Origin of the sequence: Iningainema tapete BLCC-T55 (assembly GCF_014698965.1) — a bacterium.
Classification (GTDB): Bacteria; Cyanobacteriota; Cyanobacteriia; order Cyanobacteriales; family Nostocaceae; genus Iningainema; species Iningainema tapete.
The window spans coordinates 16128-36025 of record NZ_JACXAE010000095.1; the positions used below are offsets into that span (position 1 = coordinate 16128).

Sequence of the window (19898 nt, forward strand, 5' to 3'; positions counted from 1 at the left end):
TCAAAAACAGATATCGCGTTGAATAGATTCTGTTTCCCAATCAGAATTATGCGGCAAATGGATGATATTTTGTCACCATATGTACGTAAGTTTTTGGCATTTAGTAGCATGACAGATTTACCGAAGGTAATTGAAAATATTGCCCCAGAGCAAAAGATTTTGTCATCAGTATTGCAGTCACCTGAAGACACTGAGTTTGAACGAAAGCTACGGGAACTCAAGTTTAGACAGGAACTAAGAAAAGATTGGATTTTATTTATTTTGAAAGATGTAGTCGTCTTTTCTGCCGCTCTCGTTTTCATTTTTGCTTTTGGGGGCTATTCTCTATTTACCTTAATCAGAGAAAGCTCTTTTAACGATGAAAAGAAGTTTGCTATATCAGTTTCTTTAATAGTCACAGGATTGCTAAGTTTCATTGCTGGTAAAGCGTGGCAACCCCCAAGTAGCAAATAGAATTTATCGCTGTCATTTCTGCGTAAGTACTCACGTAGAATTAACGACTGCCTACGCCAACCGACAAACTACAAAAATTTACTCCCCTATCCTCTACAATGTCCGGGATAGGACTATTTGTCTTGGAATAATTTATCCTATACACCCAGGAACTAAACCTTAGATGTTTTCAATCTTTGTACGTCGTTTTTGGCTTTTGTTTGCAGTAGTTACTCTGCTGACGTTGATGTTACTTCCCGTCAAAGCACAACAACCGTCTCCAACTTCCAACACAGCAATACTTCAAAGTCGCTTAAACAATCTTAACCTGAATACCGTTAATGGCAAAGTTGGCATCGGGGTTTTGAACCTTAATACTGGTGAAAGTGGGTTTATCAATGGCAAGCAACGCTTTCCCATGCAAAGTGTATACAAATTACCTAGTGCGATCGCCGTTCTCAAACTAGTAGACGAGGGCAAGATTTCCCTCGAACAAGCAGTTACCATTACTCCTCAAGAGTTTGCTCTAGGATCGAGTCCCATCAAAAAGGAGATCAAAGGTAACAGCGCACAGTTCACAGTCCAATATCTTCTCAATCTTTCTGTAGGAATTAGTGATAATACGGCTGCCGATGCTTTGGTGCGATTGGTGGGCGGAACTCAGCAAGTGAATGTCATCTTAGGCAAGCTCAAAATTCGTGATGTTCGTGTTGATAGATTGGAGCAGCAACTGCAACCAGAGAGTGTGGGAATGACAAATTTTCGTCCCGAACTAGCTGATGAAAAAAAATTCGCTGCCGCTGAGCAAAAAATTCCCGCTCGTGTCAAGAAAGCTGCTCTCGAAAAGTATCTCCGAGATCCCCGAGACACTGCCACTCCTGAAGGTATAGTTGACATGTTGCAAAAGCTGCAATCAAATAAGTTATTATCTCAGAACTCTACTGCTTTGCTACTCAAGATTATGACCGATTCTCCCACAGGACAGAAGCGGCTAAAAGCAGGGCTACCCAAAAATTGGTCAATCGCACACAAAACTGGTACAGGAGCAGATGTTCTGGGCAGAAATACTGCGACTAATGATGTAGGAATTATCAGTTCGCCTGAGGGAACAAAAGTGGCGCTCGCCGTATTCATCGCTGGTTCACAAGCTGCTTTGAACGTGCGAGAACAACTTATGTCCAACATTGCCTCAGTAGTAGTAGAAGCTATGCAATAACTATATTCATGGAACACTTTTACCATTAATAGTATCATTAATCACAATGATTGTGTCTGTTTTCGTACTGACACAATCATTTATCCCTCGTGTTCTGTCTACCTGTATGATGACTTTGGCAATAAGTTACATAATTTGTATAATTCCTGCCAAGCAAATTAGTGGTTATATAATAATATAAAAATATTTTAATAATGGGGATGGTAAACTTGTGCGAGATGATTTACAGGGATTAGAAATTTCTCAAAAGGAATTGCAAAAGTTGACTAATCTGCCAGTCAATGCTGAACTAATTTATATTATTAATCCCATGAAAAAATGGGGACAAGATTTCATCAATAAGGTAAAAGGGCCAGAAGGTATTACAGCATTTTTTATTGGATTTTCTCTATTATACATAACTCATATTTTTCTGGAAATTTTTGTCAGATTTTTTGCGACATGGATCACAATATCTTCATGGATATTGTTAATCATGGTGGGATTGATTGGGGGCTTATGTACACAAGCGTTGATGTACGTAATCTGGCGACAAAGAACTAAAATTTACCAAGCAAACATAACGCATTCTCTGGAAATTCTCTTAAGTGAGGTAGAGAGATACAATTCTGTAATCAAAGCAATAGATATTAACGATCAAATAGAAGCAGTTGGCAATAATTCTGTGGGAATCAAAGAGAGAAATAGTGTGATTGAAGCACTTAAACTGACAAGATATGATTTGATCAGAGCTTTGAAAACAGAAAGAATTTTGCGGGAAAATAGAAAATTCATTATTAGTAACACAGACTTATTTGCTAATAACTTAGCAACATTAGCATCAATGCAGGTCACAGAACAAGCCACAGAGCATGGACGATTACTCAATGAAGCATTGCAAATTGCCTTAGAAGTACAATACGAAATGAAAAAGCTACAGAATCAATACTAAGCTGTATTCTTTTAAACATGTATACTGACTCGCAATGGTTGTCATTAGTCATTAGTAATATACAAAGGACAAATGACAGTCTTACAGAGGTTAGCATGAAAGAAATGCTAGATTAAAGCGATAGCAAAGAATCTTTGCTACGCTTCGCCACATGATGTGACAACGAAGCGAGTTCAGAATACATAGGAGGCTCGCCGCTTGACATGGATTGGAAAGAAATCTCTGGTAACTGGGTACTCATTCCCCGAAATCCCATTGGCATCATTCATTTCTTGGGCGGTGCATTTGTCGCTACCGCACCACACCTTACCTACCGCCACTTACTAGAACAATTGGCAAATAAAGGCTATGTTGTCGTTGCCACACCGTTTGTCAACACTCTAGATCATAGTGCGATCGCCAAATCTGTACTGTTAAACTTTGAACGCGCCTTAGAACGGTTACACGATTCCTCAGCATTACGTAAACGCTACCTACCCATCTATGGTATCGGACATAGCATGGGGTGTAAACTCCACTTACTCATTGGCAGCTTATACGCCGTAGAACGTGCTGGCAATATTTTGATATCCTATAACAACTACGCTGCCAGAGACGCCATTCCGTTAATCGAACAATTCAATACCTTTGCTGTCGAGTTTACCCCCTCACCGAATGAAACCAACAAACTGGTACAAGAGCGCTATAACGTTCGGCGCAATCTACTGATAAAATTTAGCAATGATACTCTCGATCAATCAGCAGCATTAACTGAACTGTTGCAAAAACGCTTTCCGGAGATGGTAACACAACAGACGCTGCCTGGTACTCATACCACACCTTTAGGTCAAGATCTTAAATGGCAGGCAGGAGAGTCTTTCACACCTTTTGACGCCTTAGGACAGTGGTTTAAACAAGAAGTATACCGTGAACTCAACCAGCTAAAACACACAGTTCTCTTGTGGCTCAATCCCCTATCGCCACCATAATTAAAAGATAAAAGTTAACAAATTCTTTTTACTGTTTACTTGTTTTGACAAATAAGTAATAACTGATGAACAATGCTTTTCAAATTTTAATAATTGATGATGATCCGGCAGTAAAAATTCTGTTGAAAAGGATGCTGGAAAGACAGGGTTACCAGGTAATTGCCGCCAGCAATGGCACTGAGGGTATTGCTCAGGCAATTGCTTGCCATCCAGCACTAATTATTTGTGATTGGATTATGCCAGGATTGAATGGACTGGAAGTATGCCAATATATCAAAGCAGATCCCAATTTATCCACGACTTTTTTTATTTTATTAACATCTTTAGATTCAGTAGCTGATCGCGTCAAGGGGCTAGATGCTGGTGCTGATGATTTTATCACCAAACCTATAGAACAAAATGAATTACAAGCGCGGGTAAGAGCAGGATTGCGCCTCCACCAATTAACCAGAGATTTGCAAACGCAAAAACAAATTTTAGAAGCAGAATTGGCAGAAGCGGCAGAATATGTATGTTCTCTTCTCCCGCCTGTAATGAAACAACCCCTCAGCATCAACTTCCGATTTATTCCTTCACGGCAATTAGGGGGTGATTGTTTTGATTATTACTGGTTAGATCCTAATTATCTAGCAATTTATTTGCTAGATACGGCTGGGCATGGGTTGAGAGCTACTCTCCCCTCTATTTCCGTACTAAATATACTTCGTTCACATGCGCTCAAAGGTTTGAATTACTATCAACCAAGTGATGTACTTGCGGCTTTAAATGACACCTTCCAAATGAATTATCAAAACGATAAGTACTTTACTATTTGGTATGGAGTTTATAATCGAGTCAAGCGCCAGTTAATTTATGCTAGTGCAGGTCATCCACCAGCTGTGTTATTATCTGGTACATCTTCAAACATTACTACAGTCCAACGTTTGAGAACACCAGGTTTACCAGTTGGGATGTTCCCTCAGACAAAATACACTGACGAGTTTTGTCATATTCAAGAAAATAGCACTCTTTATATTTTTAGTGATGGAGTTTATGAACTTACTCAATTAGATGGCACACTTTGGAATTTGGATGCTTTTATTGAGATGCTGATCAATATAGATTATCAAGTTGATGAGCAACTTGACTTGGTATTGAATCACCTCATGGCATTAAACTCCAAAGAGGCTTTTGATGATGATTTATCTATAATCCAAATTAAATTTGATTAATTTTTTGATAGTACCATTTGATTAAACTCATCTTGGTTAGGAAATATCTCAAAAACTTTATCCATTCCCGTCAGTTCAAATAATATTCTGACTTGCTCATTAATAGAGCACACCACTAGCTTTCTGTCTGCTGCCCTTAGTGCTTTGAATGCTAATACCAAAGCCCCTAAACCCGAACTATCCATAAATGTCACGTCTTGAAAATCAACTAACACTATTTTTGCACCACCATCTCCTTCTACCAATTCAGTAATTTTTTGCCGAAACTCTTGTGAGGTGGCGGCAACCAAACTGCCATTAGGTTGAACAACTTTCACGCTTTGTGTCATCATATCTCAACTACTGTAGTTGTTTGTTAATTATGTTCGGACATTGGTTGTCTATAACGATCATAATTCATGAAAAAAATGAGTAGACTTGTGTCCACTACTTTCAGTATTCCCAATTTTGCTCTCTTTCTCAACACCAACAGGCAATTTGTCATTTAGTACTTACTTTGGCTCTGTAGAGTAACTTTTCTCCTTGGCAATAACCAATGTAACGCACCTTGACAATTTCGCCTGGTTGTGCATTTCCTTCCATCAGTTGGTGTAGCCGAGGATCGTAAGGTATGGATGCTCCCACAGAGGCGATCGCCTCCACCCCCCACTGCTCCAATAGTCTAGACAAAGGTTTTTCTACCAAGGGTACTATATTCACTGCAGGTAGTTGTGGATTTTCTTTTGCTTTATAGGCTGCTGTGGGAAACTGCAATAACAATGACTCGAGCAATTGCAAACTCGACTGCTGGAAATCTTGCCGCAATTCTTGCTGCTGATTGTTTAGTTGTAATTGTAATCTTTCATACTCTTTTTTTAGCTCTGCTATTTGTACCTCTTCAAGCTCCTTGCCCATAATATCAGAAGAAGTAGCAGAAAAAGTCGTCACTAATTCACTTAATGAAACCTGTAACACATGTGACAATTTAAGCAGCACATCTACCCGCATCTGCTCAACTTCTCCCCGTCGTAACCGCTTTAGCTGACGCTCTGATATCCCAGCGGCGCGGCTCAAAGCATTAAAACTAGAAACACCCACTCGTTGCATCAACTCTCGCAACAACGACGTGAAATCATTTTCGGACATGGTAGGTACTTGGGGAATGGGGAATAGCTAATTGCTAATTGTTCCATTAGCCATTAACTATTAGCCATTAGCTATTACCTATTTTCACGCTAAATGCATCTTCAGTACACTCATGGGCGCTTTACGAACTCTAGCTAAGATTGTTTCTTTGCCTAAACGCTGACAGGCTTCAAAGCGATGACATCCGGAAAATCCGTAATAATTGCCATCTACCTCTAAAACATCAATCGGTTCAAGTTGACCGATTTGGGCAATCGATTCCATTAAAGCTTGTACTTTCTTTTGGTCGTTCTGCCGTGGCAACGGTCGCTTAATTTGATTCAAGGGGATTTCTTGTACTCTCATAATTATCTATGTAATGTCTTACTTCTCTATCTAAATCATAATCGTTATGACTTTGTACTGCAACATTTTGTAAAATAGATGAGATTTACAGGTAACTAATCTCACAAACTCGCTACACTACAAAGAGAATTTATCATCCACTAAGAAAACAGCACCTGAAGGCAGATCAAGTTCCATGAAAATCTGGCTCTGGCGTATTTATTACACAGTACTGACGACATTTTGTTTATTAGGGCTAACAGGTGCGTCAGCAACAACCGACAAAATCCATGATGTGGAACTAAGGATTGGGATTGTGCAGCGATTTGGGGATCAACCCAAAGAAAAGCTGCAACTAGAACCCAGTAGTGGCGATCGCCTCAAGCTAAAATTTAAAAACGGCAATCGAGATCAAACCTTAGTCACAGCCAACCCGGTAAAGCTAGAAATTATGATGCAAGCTTTACCCAAACCAGTAGTATCCGAGCGGGTGGTGCTGGGAATCTACCGCACTTTTGAAACCGCTGAAGACAGCGCCAAAAACTGGCGTTCGCTGGGGATCGAAGTAGAAATAGCCCAGCCCGAGCGTTGGCAAGTTTGGGCAAAACGTTCTGTTTACAATACCCCCTTGCTCAGACGCTTGCTATTGCAGACAGTGCAAAAAGCAGGTAACAAAACTGCCTTCGTTGATACTCAAATTCTCCGGCAGATACCACAACCTACTTTGGTAGTAGATGGTAAACGTTACAGCCGCAAAAATCTAGAAATTAGCAGCGGTAAAAACTTGATTAAGGTGAACGAAAGTGAAAAACCGCAAAAAGCTCGTCTCTACGGAGGTAGGATGTCCGTACAGCCCAACGCTTACGGTAGCTATACTCTAGTCAACGAAGTGTCTTTAGAAACTTATTTGCGCGGAGTAGTACCTTATGAAATTGGCACATCAGCACCAACAGCAGCCCTAGAAGCACAGGCAATAATTGCCCGAACCTATGCTTTACGCAATGTACGTAGATTTGCGATCGATAACTATCAGTTGTGTGCTGACACTCATTGCCAAGTTTATTATGGACTAAATGGAGTAAGTCCCAGCACAGATCGGGCGATCTCTGCCACAAAAGGGATGGTACTAACCTATCAAAACGAGTTAGTAGACGCCCTTTATTCTTCTACCACTGGTGGTATCTTAGCTTCCTTTAGCGATGTCTGGAATGGCGAAGATAGAGCGTATTTACGCCCTTTAGTCGATACTCCAAGTACTACTCTATGGAATTTATCTCGGCAGAATTTAGCAGATGAAAATAACTTTGAGCAGTTTATCAATCTGCAAAAAGGCTTTAACGAAAGCGAACAACAATTATTTCGTTGGCGTAAAGAAACCAGCCTACCAGATATTACCAAGGGTTTGCAGAAATTTCTGAAGGTAAAAAATAGTCCTTTTGCTAAATTTAGATACATAAAAGATATCAAAGTAGCACAGCGAAGTAAAAGTGGACGTATTCTCAAACTTGATGTCAAAACTGACATCGGCACATTTTCTCTGTATAAAGACGAAGTTCGTAGTGCCTTTGCTGCTCCTAGAAGTACTCTTTTTTACTTGCAAGCTTTGAACAAAGGCGAATCTAGCCTGTGGGGGTATGCCTTTGTTGGTGGTGGTTTAGGACACGGAGTTGGTTTGAGTCAAACTGGTGCGCAAAACTTAGCTAAACTAGGTTGGTCAAGTCCAAAAATTCTCCAATTCTACTATCCTGACACCCAAATTCAAATTCTTAACAACGAAATTAAACAAACTAGCTAAGTAAAAGTTAGCAGTTAACTACAAACTGCTAACTTCTGAACTAAATAAAAGATTTCTCTGGTAAGAGATGTTTCCTTTGCTGGTTTAGTAAAGTTCTTCTTCTTTATGGGTTTCGATGGTGACGTCAGAGGTTGGATAAGCAACACAGGTGAGTACGTATCCAGCTTCCATCTGATCGTCATCTAAGAATGATTGGTCAGATTGGTCAACAGAACCTGATACGAGTTTACCTGCACAGGTGGAACAAGCACCAGCGCGACAAGAGTAAGGCAGATCCAGACCAGCTTCTTCAGCAGCGTCTAGAATATAAGTATCATCCTCAACGTCAATTGTTTGGTTTAGCCCTTCAGCTTCGTTGACTAGAGTCACTTTGAAAGTAGCCATTTAGTTATCCTCTCTTGGCAGACAAACATTATAAGTTATCCTAAAGCAAAGTTGGCAGCCAATCTCCTGGGATTAGCCGCTCGTTCAAATTTGCTTCACTTCTGATACTACGAGAAAAATAAAACGATGTAACTGGAAATTGAACCCGATTAGTAATGAGATTTAGTTAGTTATTACAGATAAGATTTACTTATATTTTACAGCAACTACTCACATCGTTGTTAAAGAAATTTATAGTTAAACTCATAAATTATGAAGTATTCAAAAAACACTTTAGTATACTCAGGTGTATAATGAGCATACTTTTGAAAAGAAACGCGCTTATGCGAGTAGGCTTAGTAGGTACGGGTTATGTAGCAAAGCTACGGGCAGAAGCATTACAACAAGATGAGCGATCGCATCTGGTAGCAGTTGTTGGTAATACACCAGAAAAAACAGCAGCTTTTGCCAACAACTATCAAGCGCAGGCAATGAGTTCCACATCACAACTAGTAGATTTTGATGTGGATTTGGTAATCGTTAGCAATGTAAATCGAGATCATGGTGCGCTCGCCCGTCTTGCCTTACAAGCTGGTAAACATGTTGTTGTAGAATATCCCCTATCTTTAGACGTACCAGAAGCCATTGAACTAATCGCACTCTCAAAAGTAAAGAAAAAACTCCTCCACGTTGAACACCTAGAAATATTAGGTGGACTACATCAAGCTTTAAAACAAAACTTATCACAAATAGGTCACGTATTCTATGCTCGCTACAGCACCATCAATCCCCAACACCCCGCACCCCGCAAATGGACTTACAATCAAGAGCTGTTCGGCTTTCCTTTAATCGGGGCGCTGTCAAGATTACATCGTTTAGTAGATTTATTTGGTAGTGTTTCAAGTGTTAACTGTCACAACCGATTTTGGCAGACAGATCAAGAATATTACCAAAGCTATTTTTGTACTACTCAATTAAACTTTACCAATGGACTGCTAGCAGAAGTAGTTTACGGTAAAGGCGAAACTTTGTGGCAAGCAGAACGTAAATTTGAAGTGCATGGCGAAAACGGTGGACTAATTTTTGATGGCGACAACGGAGTTTTAGTTCACTCCGGGGAAACAAAGCCCATTGAAGTAGGTACTCGACGGGGTTTGTTTGCCAAAGATACTACTATGGTGCTAGACCATCTCATTGATGGCACTCCATTATACATTACCCCAGAGGAAAGTTTATACACCCTTAGAGTTGCAGATGCCGCAAAGCGTTCCACCGAGACAGGAGTTACAGAAATTGTGGACACTAAGACTTTTGATCCAAACGAATAGCTTGCTCTAAAGCTGATTTTTCCCTAGCTCTACGTGCATAAGGTTGTAATTTAGTTAAATTCCAGCCTGTAATTATACTCATATCTTCCAAATTCATTCCCTTCATTAACATTTCTACACACCATGTCTGTTGAGCTTGTTCAATCACAGGTTGTAATCCTTCAGGTGTCAATAATCCTTTTGTTAATAAGAGCCAACATTCTTGTATTTCTACCTCTGATATTGGCATTCCGTTACCATTAAGAAATAATGCTGATTGATCATCTTTACGACTTTTTAGCCATTGAGTTAATGGATTACGAGTGTAAGAGCCATACCGTTTACCCATGATCCACTGATTAATTGGTACTTGTCGAATGTCATCTGTCGTGATTTGCAATAAATGCTGGTTGGTGTTGATGATTTGATGCGATCGCTCTAAATTGACAATTTCTTTTGATGATAAACCTGCTCCAAACAAAATGTACATCAGGGCATAATCTCTCAGTCCTGATTTTTTTGCTCTTTGTAGAATTAAATGAACTGTATTGCTCGGTAAATCTATTATCTTCTCTGTAGTAATAGACTCATTATTTGTATTTGTGACTTTGTTTAAAAACAATGCCACTAAGTTTTCTAAAAACTCATCTCGATCATGCCAAAGTTCGTGAAATTCACTAGTAAATTCAATCACAGCATACCCTATTAACATACTATTGAGTAAACTGGCTAGCTTTTGGGGTGGTAAATACGTATGTAGTTGCTCACGCTCCATAACTGTAGCTAAATAGTCGGTAACATAATGGTTGACTTGCGTTAAACTTCGTCCCAGGGCTTGACGATTTTCTACCGGGTAAGATCCCGCCTCACCTACCACAGAGCGCACCAATTCTGGAACTTGTTCTAGCGCATGTAAGCGATCTGAGCAATAATCTTTGAGTGCTTGGTAGACAGTGGTAGTTTGACTTGCTTGGATTTTTAAAGATTCACCCAGTTCTTGAAATACTGGCGATTCGGAAATTACCGCCAACAGTAATCCTTGCTTGTTACCAAAATGTCGAAATAGCGTTACTTCATTAACTTTCGCTAATTCGGCAATTTCCTTGGTTGTCGTCTCTGTGACTCCGTGAGCGGCGAATAACGACATAGCTGCACCCAGCAGTCGCTGTCGAGTGGAAATAATTTGACCAGACATAACTCCAAAAATGCAAGTAACACTTGCAATTAAATTTTATCACTGCTATGCTAGGTAATGTAAGTAGCACTTGCATCTTCTATTCTTACTTTAGCTGATGGCTAAATGCTAACTGCTGACGGCTGACGACTGACGGCTGTTTCTCACAATCACCTCAAAGGAAATATTTATGACTACAAACTCAGTTGCGGCTGTTGGTAAGCAGCCACTGGCTCTGAGCTGGATTAACGTGGCATTTTTTGGTACATTTCACGCAGTGTGTTTGCTTGCACCCTGGTGTTTTTCTTGGTCGGCTTTAGGAATCACAATATTCCTACACTGGCTGTTTGGTAGCATTGGTATTTGTTTAGGATACCACCGACTTTTAACTCACCGCAGTTTTCAAGTGCCGAAATGGTTAGAATATGCGATCGCCACAATCGGAGCGCTCGCCATGCAAGGGGGACCAATCTTTTGGGTAGCAGGGCATCGACTGCATCACGCTCATACAGAAGACGAAGATAAAGATCCCTACTCTGCCCGACGTGGTTTTTGGTGGAGCCACATGCTGTGGATTTTCTACCCACGTGCCGAGTTTTTTGATCGCGAAATGTACAAAAAATTTGCTCCCGATTTAGAGCGCGATTTATACTACCGTTGGCTGGATCGCAATTTCTTACTACTACAAATTCCTGTTGGCATTATACTATATGCTTTAGGTGGATGGTCTTTTATCGTCTACGGAATCTTTCTCAGAGCAGTATTACTTTGGCACAGCACTTGGTTAATTAACTCTGCCACTCACCTGCGCGGCTATCGTCACTTTCAATTAAACGACAACTCACGTAATTTGTGGTGGGCAGCAATCTTAACTTACGGAGAAGGCTGGCACAACAATCATCATGCTCATCCCAATGTGGCAAAAGCCGGATTGCAGTGGTGGGAAGTGGATATGACTTGGTGGGCAATTAGAATCCTACAAACACTAGGCTTAGCCAAAAAAGTGGTTATGCCATCAACATTAAAAGCACAAATTTAGTTAATCCCAATCACTGTAGAGACGCCCCGCCGGGGCGTCTCTACAAAATCGTGATTTTTACGCATTAATATTTCGATTCACCTACACCCAAATTTTAATCCGCTACCAAATAAACGGAATTAACCGAGTGCTAGATTGCTGATACTCAGGATAATCCTGGTACTTAGCTGACATAGCCTGTTCTTTTTGAGAGATGCGTTGAAGGTAGATAAGAGTTACAGCTAGGGGAACGACATAAGCCCAAAGCGAACCAGCTACAACACTAAAACTTGTGTATCGCAGCAAATCACCAAAGTAGTTAATATTACGGGAAAAGCGCCAGATTCCGTCACGAACTAGCCCTGTACCAAACTGCTTAGCGGTTAGCTTTTGCACATCAGCAGTCGCATTAATCAAAGTACCAAAAGTGTATAGTGGTAGCGCTATAGCTACTGCAGTCATGGATATGGGAACAGGGTTAGTAAATGCAAGGTATCCTGGTAGAGCGTACAAAAAGCCAACGAACAAAAGCGTTGAAATAAAGCCAAAAAGTCCTACCGACTCACTAAATATCTGTCTTCTCTGGGGAAATAACCACTGTTCCAGCAGCCACCAAGTACAATAGCCGATATGCAAACACAGATAAATTACTTGTCGCATATCTTGAATGCCGAAGACAACAGATAAAGCTACCAAGGAAACAATTGTGAGAATTTTTGCGGTATTTATTGCTGTAAGTGCTGTCAAACCAGTTTTTTCAGCGTTAACAGTATTTTGCATAATGGCAAAGCTTACGTTTTTGATTTTAATGCCGATTAACCAAGGTTGCACTAGCTTGGTCAACTGGCATTAGTATAACCTCATTGATTTTGAGGAAACCCACGGTGGTAAATTGAGTTTTTACTCTGTTCAAGGTGTTGGTACAGAATTTTTTATTGAAGTTCTTATGTAAATTTTTGTAATTATTTATTAATAACTTTATTTATCTGGGAACAATAAGTCTGTAAATTGTGGGGATTCAGCAATAGTTATTAGTCTAACATTAACTTACAAAGCATATCACATATGAATGTCTCATTATGGCAACGCTTGTGTTCTGATATGAAACGGCTCAAGTATTGGCTTGTGCTGCTAACGGCATTATGGCTCAGCATCGCGGCTCCCGGCTGTAAATTCTTTACTCCCAATACTCCAACTGTATCACCTCCGACACAAACAACTTCCCAGGCCACAACTTTCGCTCAACACTTTGACGGTGTAACAATTAACGTCATTACCCAAGATGAAACCGTTCATACAGGTACTAAGAAATGGATTGCTGGGTTTGAAGCCTTGACTGGAGCGAAGGTCAATCTGACGGGCGTTCCTTTTAAAAATTTATACAACATACTGCAAAAGAACTGGTCTAGCAGTGCTTCAAAGTACGACATGGCGATTGTTTTACCTGTCCTTACGCCATTGATGGTGTCAATCACGCACCCTACGCCGCCAATATCGGTTGGACAGGTGTAATTCATGCCAAGGCAACACCAAAAGTGAAGGATGCCGCCTATGCGTTTTTCTCTTACATAAGTCAACCCGCTCACTCTAATATTGATGTGACGATTGGAGCAACGGGCTTCAACCCCTACCGAATTTCGCAATTTAAAAACTCAGATCCCTGGATTAAATCTGGGATGTCGTCTGAAGCAGCCAACAACTATCTTGGAGCGAAAGGCGTCAGCTTGAATAGTCCCAATATGGTTTTGAGTTTGACTATTCCCCATAATCAACAATATCAATTTGAAGTTCTTGATGCCGTTTTATCTAAGTTCTTAGTGAACAAAATTACAACCGAGCAGGCAATGCAGCAGATTGAACAGGGATGGGAACAGATTACCAACGCGGCTGGGCGTGAGTCCCAACGTGCAGCTTACCGCGCTACCCTTGGACTAACCCCATAAGCAGGAACTGTAATGCCAGCAACTGTTCATCTGACAGATGAGGTGGGCATCTTAAAAATAGTTGGGCAAAAATGACCTTGGGTGTGAGGCACAATGCACGCCCGCTCTCCGTAGCTTAGGACTGTAAAAGGAGCCATATCACGGTAAGGGAATGGTAGAGTCAGTTCAACAAAAAGTTTTTGACCATTTATTTACAACAAAAGCCGTTGGCAAAGGCACAGGATTAGGACTGACGATCGCACGTCAAATAGTGGTTGAAAGGCACGGAGGAAGCATTGAAGTTAAATCAATTGTGGGACAGGTAACAGAATTTTTAATTACATTGCCTGTGGTAGCGCAAATTAGTTAATTACCAGTATGAAGTCTGTTAATAAGTAATCGATAAATGGTCAATAATTTAACTAGTTAGTTTTATTTTTACTACATAATTAAAATTATTCAGGTTTACTTAATGTCTAATAACGCTAAAATTTTTCTGTCACAATTGAAGAGGCGATCGCTGTTGCTGTTGATTATTGTTATTACCTTGTCTATTGGGATTGGAGCAACTACAATTACCAGTTACAACGTTCTCAAGGAGTTGCTCTTACAGAGCCTGAAACAACAAGCGCTGTTAAAAGCGGAACAAGGTCGGGATGAGATCGATCAATGGTTAGCCCTGCGGAAGACAGAAATCAAGACCCTAGCAAATTCTCCACTAGCAAGATCAATTGATTGGGATGTTATTAACCCTTACTTACAATCTGAGGTGAAAAGGTTACAAACATTTTTGTTAATGGCAGTAGTAAAAACTGATGGTACTTTGATTAATACTGAAGGTAGTCGCCTAAACGCCAAAGATCGGGAATTTTTCCAACGTGGTATAGCAGGCGAAACAAGCACCAGCGATCCGATAATTGGACGAACAACAAAAAAGCTACAGATTCAGATCAGTTCACCAATTCCTGCTGCTACAGGTACAAGTCTGGCAGGTGTGTTAATGGGAGGAATTCCAATTGACAAAGTAGTGGAAGTAATTAGTAATTTGCATCAAGGTAAAGACAGCTATGCCTTTGCACTCAACTCTCAAGGAGTTCCCATTGCTCATCCAAATCAGAACCTCATTGGCTCACCCGAAAAACCAGCAGACAGTTTTTTAAAATCCGCCAATCCCAAGTTAGCAGCAATTACGCAACAGATGGTGTCTGGGCAAACAAATATTGAATTACTGCAACTTGATGGCAAGTGGAATTATATTGCCTATACCCCGCTGAAAGAAGCAAATTGGTCCGTGGCAATAGTTGTGCCACGAGAAAATATTGAATCACCTTTGCAGGCGCTAAACGTATTGGCGGTGGTGCTGGGGAGCTTGCTGATAGTAGCGCTGATTGGGGCATGGAGACAGGTACAAATGTATGAAAAAATTTGCGATCACGCCCTCAGTTCTAGCCAGCAGGCACAGCAACTTACCGTAACTTTGAAAGAACTACAGCGTACCCAGGCTCGACTCCTGCAAACAGAAAAAATGTCTAGCTTAGGACAACTGGTGGCTGGGGTGGCTCACGAAATCAATAATCCAATCAGCTTCATTCATGGCAACCTCACTCATGTCAAAGAATACAGTGAGGGCATCCTCAATTTGCTAGAACTATATCAACAAACCTATACCAATCCTACACCCCAAATTAACTATCAAATAGAAGAACTTGATATTGAATTTCTGATAAAAGATTTACCTCATCTTATAAATTCTATGAGGGAAGGAACTACTCGCATCCGTCAAATTGTGTTGTCTCTCCGCAATTTTGCACGTCTTGATGAAGCAGATATGAAATTTGTAGACATTCATGAAGGATTAGAAAATACACTCATGATTTTGAACAGTCGCTTGCAAGCCACACCCACTAAACCAGAAATTAATATTATTAAAGAATACGGTAACTTACCTTTAGTAGGATGTTATGCAGGACAAATAAATCAAGTATTTATGAATATTTTGACTAACGCTATTGATGCTTTGCACGAGTCAAATCAATCTGCACTTTCAATTACACTTAGGACATTTACTAAGGACAAAGAATGGATTAATATATCTATTGCTGATAATGGAATTGGTATTATCGAAGAAAATAAACAGCGAATATTTGACCCATTCTTTACTACAAAACCTGTAGGTAAAGGAACAGGATTGGGATTAGCAATTGCTTATCAACTTGTTGTCGAACAACACACAGGTATGATTGAAGTAAATTCTATTTTGGGAAAAGGAACTGAATTCTCAATTGTGCTTCCTATGAAAGCGAAGACTGAATAGTGCAAAAAGAAGATAGTAAAAAATAATGTAGAGACTTTCCATGAAAAGTCTCTACAAGGATTAGTTATGCACGTTTAATTTCTGGGGAGGTTTAATAATGTTTGATTTGAAAATCGGTTTCAATTGCTTGTCTTCAAGCCAGTTCATTAGCTATCAATGGGAAAAGTGCCGCAATGCCATAGCCTTGTGCGTAATTAATCCCTAATGCTGTGATTCGCTCTAAAATTGCATCATTTTCCACAAACTCAGCGATCGTTTGAATACCCATTACATTAGCAATTTGCGCGATCGCACCCACAATAGCATTATCTACAGAATTTTCGACAATATTACGAATAAAACTCCCGTCAATTTTGAGGTAATCCACAGGCAAAGACTTGAGATACATAAACGACGACATCCCCGCCCCAAAATCGTCCAACGCGAAGCAACAGCCTATCTGTCGAAGTTCATGAATCAAGTGTCTGGCTTTTATTAGGTTGGCGTTTGCCAAGGTTTCGGTAATCTCAAAGCAAATGCGATCGGGTGGGATGGAGTGTAGGGCAAACTGCTCATACAAGAAGTCAATGAACCGATCATCATTGATGCTAGAACTAGAAAGGTTAATCGCATAAATGCTTTGTTCATCGCCAACGACTGTTGACCAATTTTTAAACAGAGTCCGAATCACCCACTGATCGATCAGGTGCATCAAGTTGTAGCGCTCTGCAGTTGGAATAAACGTCATCGGCGGCACTAAATTTCCCTGCTCATCCCAGAGCCGCAGCAGCACTTCATAATGCTTGACGTTTTGAGCATCGGGAGTGATGGCGGCAATTGGTTGAGCATAGAGACAAAACCAATCATTTTCCAAGGCTTGAGTAATGCGACTAACCCAATTCATCCCTCCGCGCTGTTGCAGTCGCGCAACGTCGTCAGTCCGAGCAACGTACACGCGATTGCGTCCCTGGTTCTTGGCAGTATAGCAAGCAGCGTCAGCCATGCTGATCATCTCTGTCAAGCTCCCACTATTCGCGTCGATACCGACTAAGCCAATACTTACTCCAACTGTGAATACCTGCGCTCGCCAAAAAAACCGATAGTCTTGAACACACTCACGCAACTCATTGGTAATTCGTAAAGCTTGTTCCGGCATACACTGATTGAGCAATAAGCCAAATTCATCACCTCCTAACCGTGCCAGTGTATCACTTTTCCGGATTTTCTCCTTCAATAAAACGGTAATTTGACGCAGTAATTCGTCTCCTGCCACGTGACCACAAGTATCATTCACAATTTTGAAGCGATCAATATCTAGATAGCACAACACATGAGTTTGAGAGTTTAACTTGGCTTGGCGCAATGCTTCTTCGAGCAGTCGCTCAAACTCCCGGCGATTTACCAATCCAGTTAAGGTATCGTGGCTAGCTTGCCAGGATAGCTGGCGCGAAAGCGTGCGGTTCTGAGTCACGTCATGAAACACCATCACCGCACCAATGGTTTGTCCCTCACGATTGCGAATTGGCGCTGCTGAATCTTCAATCGCAATTTCCTGCCCATTGCGAGCAATTAAGATGGTGTGGTTTGCTAAATCGATAATTCTGTTTTCCCGCAACGCTTGCTCAATCGGGTTATTAACTGGCTCTCGCGTCGTTTCATGCACAATTTTAAAAACTTCTACTAACGGTAATCCTTTTGCGGTTGCTTGGTTATAGCCTGTCAAAGTTTCTGCAATTGGGTTGAGGTATGTAATCCTCGTGATCGCATCTGTCGTGATGACCGCATCTCCAATCGATTGTAACGTCACCTGAGCTAATTCTTTTTCTTGAAAAAGTGTTTCTTCAGTTTCCTTGAGAGCTGTAATATCGCGTCCCACTGATTGATATTCTATAAAGTTTCCTTGGTTGTCAAACAGCATCCGGTTATGCCACTGAGTCCAACACACCTTATCTCCAAAAACCACGCGGTTTTCAACAATCACAACGGGATTATCAGCACTCATTGAAGCTACTGATTGAGCAACTCGCTCCCGATCTGCCTCAAATATAATTGGTTGATAACGGCTGCCAATCAGTTCTTCTGGGGAGTATCCAAAATAAAGCGCATAAGCTTGGTTGACAAAAGTAAGTGTCCCATCTGGTAAATACCGAGCGATGAGTTCAGTCTGATCCTCAACAATAGCACGGTAGCGAATCTCGCTTTTTTGCAAGGCAATTTCTGCTTGCTTACGCTCACTAATCTCACGCTTCAACTGTTGGTTAACTGCTTCGAGTTCAGTTCGGCTTGGGAAAGTCAATGCCTTTGGTATTAGCGATACCAAGACACTTGCTGTATAAACAGAAACTAGAGCAGTAAATGCTTTCACTGCCCCTGTCAGCCAGTAAACTGGATGCCACAGCGTCCACACCTCTAGCAAATGCGTCGTGCCACAAGCAGTAATAAAGCTGGCAAACAGCAAAAACATCCTGTTAAATGGTAAGTCTTGTCGTTTGCGAACAAAGTAGAACAGTGTCAGCGGAATCGAGTAGTAGGCAACAGCAGTTAGGGAGTCTGATAGGATATGAAGCCTAACCAGCCCTGGTTTCCAGAGGTAGCAGTGTCCATGAGGGATAAAATTTTCCGAGCTAAAGAAGTTTGTGATGATGTCTAGCATTATCTTGTCTTAATTGCAACTTATCTACCTGCTGTTTACCACAAGAAGTTTTAGGCGTTATTATCCCATCCAAATTAACAGACGCTCGCAGAAAAAGCCAGTCAAAACTAAATAGAAGGTTTTTTGCTGTATTTTAGTTAGTTATTAAGAGGTTATTTGCTTCATGGCTTATTGTAAGCATTATTACCTCGGGTTTTTCAGAAATATAACTTTATTGATATTAGCGTGAGGCGATCGCGTGACGCGAAAAAAGACAACATCGGCTACTCCACCAAAAGAACTATGCGTTACCCAAAAACCTTTGTAGAGACGCGATTGGACGAAGTCTCTACGCAATTTTCGGAGATGTCTAATGTCTATTAACCAAGGTTGCACTAGCTTGGTCAACTGGCATGAGTATAACTTCGTTGATATTAACGTGGGGCGATCGCGTGACGCAGAAAAATATGACATCTGCTACATCATCTGGGGTGAGAGGAGTTACTCCTTGGTAAACTTTTTTAGCACGTTCAGTGTCACCATGAAAACGTACCTGACTAAATTCTGTTTCCACCATACCAGGGTCAACGGAAGTTACGCGCACGGGGGTTCCTAACAAATCTTGTTTCAAGCCTTCGGTTATGGATTTGACAGCAGCTTTAGTCCCGCAGTAAACATTACCACCAGGATAAGTTTGATGTCCAGCAATTGAACCGATATTAACTACATGACCTTTTCCACGAGCAACCATTCCCGGTACAACATAACGGGTAAGATAAAGTAAACCCTTAATGTTTGTATCAATCATTTCCTCCCAGTCTTGAATTTCCCCTTCGTGGAGTTTATCTAAACCACGACTCAAACCAGCGTTGTTAATTAGGATATCAATGTTAGACCAAGCGGGGGGTAGATTGTTGATGGCAGATTCGACAGCAGTGCGATCGCGCACATCTAGTTGTAGCAAATGTACCTGTAGAGACTTTGCAGGCAACGTCTCTACCATCTGCTGCAAACGTTCCAAACGTCGTGCCGCTAAAATCAATTTTGCGCCCGCATGAGCAAATATTTTCGTGCAAGCTTCGCCAATACCACTACTTGCACCAGTAATCAAGACAATTTTGTTTTGAATTGAAATCATTTTTAATTGATCGTGAAATGTGTAGAGACGTTTCATGGAACGTCTCTAC

Annotated in this window: 19 protein-coding genes and 1 pseudogene; 12 read left to right on the top strand and 8 right to left on the bottom strand. The window is 40.9% G+C overall.

Annotated features, from left to right (window positions below):
• Positions 1-48: 48 nt before the first annotated feature.
• The 5 genes from ICL16_RS46240 to ICL16_RS31490 all read left to right on the top strand — a co-directional run bounded on the left by ICL16_RS46240 (position 49) and on the right by ICL16_RS31490 (position 4758).
• On the top strand, positions 49-453 hold the full coding sequence (locus ICL16_RS46240; protein WP_238361042.1) for a hypothetical protein: 405 nt from the start codon (positions 49-51) through the stop codon (positions 451-453).
• A 163-nt stretch (positions 454-616) separates the two neighbouring features.
• A complete protein-coding gene (gene bla / locus ICL16_RS31475) occupies positions 617-1648 on the top strand; it encodes a class A beta-lactamase (protein ID WP_190835529.1) in 1032 nt (343 codons plus the stop codon).
• Between the two features lie 211 nt (positions 1649-1859).
• Positions 1860-2579 (top strand): hypothetical protein, encoded by a 720-nt coding sequence (locus tag ICL16_RS31480; protein ID WP_190835530.1) that lies wholly within the window; start codon positions 1860-1862, stop codon positions 2577-2579.
• Between the two features lie 203 nt (positions 2580-2782).
• Positions 2783-3547, top strand: coding sequence for a DUF1350 family protein (locus tag ICL16_RS31485; protein ID WP_190835531.1), 765 nt, complete (start codon positions 2783-2785; stop codon positions 3545-3547).
• Positions 3548-3612: 65 nt separating this feature from the next.
• Positions 3613-4758: a PP2C family protein-serine/threonine phosphatase gene (locus tag ICL16_RS31490; protein ID WP_190835532.1), complete on the top strand. Its 1146-nt coding sequence runs from the start codon at positions 3613-3615 to the stop codon at positions 4756-4758.
• Here ICL16_RS31490 and ICL16_RS31495 read toward each other — a convergent pair.
• The 3 genes from ICL16_RS31495 to ICL16_RS31505 all read right to left on the bottom strand — a co-directional run bounded on the left by ICL16_RS31495 (position 4755) and on the right by ICL16_RS31505 (position 6231).
• Positions 4755-5087, bottom strand: coding sequence for an STAS domain-containing protein (locus tag ICL16_RS31495; protein WP_190835583.1), 333 nt, complete (start codon positions 5085-5087; stop codon positions 4755-4757). The genes ICL16_RS31490 and ICL16_RS31495 overlap by 4 nt on opposite strands.
• A 151-nt stretch (positions 5088-5238) precedes the next feature.
• Positions 5239-5883, bottom strand: coding sequence for a nucleotide exchange factor GrpE (gene grpE, locus ICL16_RS31500; protein ID WP_190835533.1), 645 nt, complete (start codon positions 5881-5883; stop codon positions 5239-5241).
• Positions 5884-5967: 84 nt separating this feature from the next.
• Positions 5968-6231, bottom strand: a complete 264-nt coding sequence (locus ICL16_RS31505; protein ID WP_190835584.1) for a ParB N-terminal domain-containing protein — start codon at positions 6229-6231, stop codon at positions 5968-5970.
• 172 nt (positions 6232-6403) lie between these two features.
• Here ICL16_RS31505 and ICL16_RS31510 point away from each other — a divergent pair, with 172 nt between their 5' ends.
• Positions 6404-8002 (top strand): SpoIID/LytB domain-containing protein, encoded by a 1599-nt coding sequence (locus tag ICL16_RS31510; protein WP_190835534.1) that lies wholly within the window; start codon positions 6404-6406, stop codon positions 8000-8002.
• Between the two features lie 84 nt (positions 8003-8086).
• Here ICL16_RS31510 and ICL16_RS31515 read toward each other — a convergent pair whose 3' ends face one another.
• The gene (locus ICL16_RS31515; protein WP_190835535.1) at positions 8087-8386 is read right to left on the bottom strand and encodes a ferredoxin; all 300 of its coding nucleotides are present in this window, start codon (positions 8384-8386) and stop codon (positions 8087-8089) included.
• 323 nt (positions 8387-8709) lie between these two features.
• Between ICL16_RS31515 and ICL16_RS31520 the strand changes: the two genes are divergently transcribed.
• Positions 8710-9693, top strand: a complete 984-nt coding sequence (locus tag ICL16_RS31520) for a Gfo/Idh/MocA family protein (RefSeq protein WP_190835536.1) — start codon at positions 8710-8712, stop codon at positions 9691-9693.
• Here the strand turns inward: ICL16_RS31520 and ICL16_RS31525 are convergent.
• On the bottom strand, positions 9668-10867 hold the full coding sequence (locus tag ICL16_RS31525) for a TetR family transcriptional regulator (protein WP_190835537.1): 1200 nt from the start codon (positions 10865-10867) through the stop codon (positions 9668-9670). The genes ICL16_RS31520 and ICL16_RS31525 overlap by 26 nt on opposite strands.
• Positions 10868-11036: 169 nt before the next feature.
• Here ICL16_RS31525 and ICL16_RS31530 point away from each other — a divergent pair, with 169 nt between their 5' ends.
• A complete protein-coding gene (locus tag ICL16_RS31530) occupies positions 11037-11885 on the top strand; it encodes an acyl-CoA desaturase (protein WP_190835538.1) in 849 nt (282 codons plus the stop codon).
• Positions 11886-11987: 102 nt separating this feature from the next.
• Here the strand turns inward: ICL16_RS31530 and ICL16_RS31535 are convergent, their stop codons facing one another.
• A complete protein-coding gene (locus ICL16_RS31535) occupies positions 11988-12644 on the bottom strand; it encodes a DUF1295 domain-containing protein (RefSeq protein ID WP_190835539.1) in 657 nt (218 codons plus the stop codon).
• 285 nt (positions 12645-12929) lie between these two features.
• Between ICL16_RS31535 and ICL16_RS31540 the strand changes: the two genes are divergently transcribed.
• The 4 genes and pseudogenes from ICL16_RS31540 (at position 12930) to ICL16_RS31555 (ending at position 16100) form a co-directional block, all read left to right on the top strand.
• A complete protein-coding gene (locus ICL16_RS31540; protein ID WP_190835540.1) occupies positions 12930-13376 on the top strand; it encodes a YajG family lipoprotein in 447 nt (148 codons plus the stop codon).
• A 23-nt stretch (positions 13377-13399) separates the two neighbouring features.
• A complete protein-coding gene (locus tag ICL16_RS31545; RefSeq protein ID WP_190835541.1) occupies positions 13400-13807 on the top strand; it encodes a hypothetical protein in 408 nt (135 codons plus the stop codon).
• A gap of 139 nt (positions 13808-13946) precedes the next feature.
• A pseudogene (locus tag ICL16_RS31550) lies at positions 13947-14156 on the top strand (ATP-binding protein); the annotation flags it as partial.
• A gap of 102 nt (positions 14157-14258) precedes the next feature.
• On the top strand, positions 14259-16100 hold the full coding sequence (locus ICL16_RS31555; protein ID WP_190835543.1) for a sensor histidine kinase: 1842 nt from the start codon (positions 14259-14261) through the stop codon (positions 16098-16100).
• A gap of 133 nt (positions 16101-16233) precedes the next feature.
• On the opposite strand, the gene ICL16_RS31560 is transcribed toward ICL16_RS31555, so the two are convergent.
• Both ICL16_RS31560 and ICL16_RS31565 read right to left on the bottom strand, forming a co-directional pair.
• Entirely contained in the window at positions 16234-18732 is a 2499-nt protein-coding gene (locus ICL16_RS31560; protein ID WP_190835544.1) for a bifunctional diguanylate cyclase/phosphodiesterase, read from the bottom strand.
• A gap of 349 nt (positions 18733-19081) precedes the next feature.
• The gene (locus tag ICL16_RS31565) at positions 19082-19849 is read right to left on the bottom strand and encodes an SDR family oxidoreductase (protein ID WP_190835585.1); all 768 of its coding nucleotides are present in this window, start codon (positions 19847-19849) and stop codon (positions 19082-19084) included.
• Positions 19850-19898: the final 49 nt, after the last annotated feature.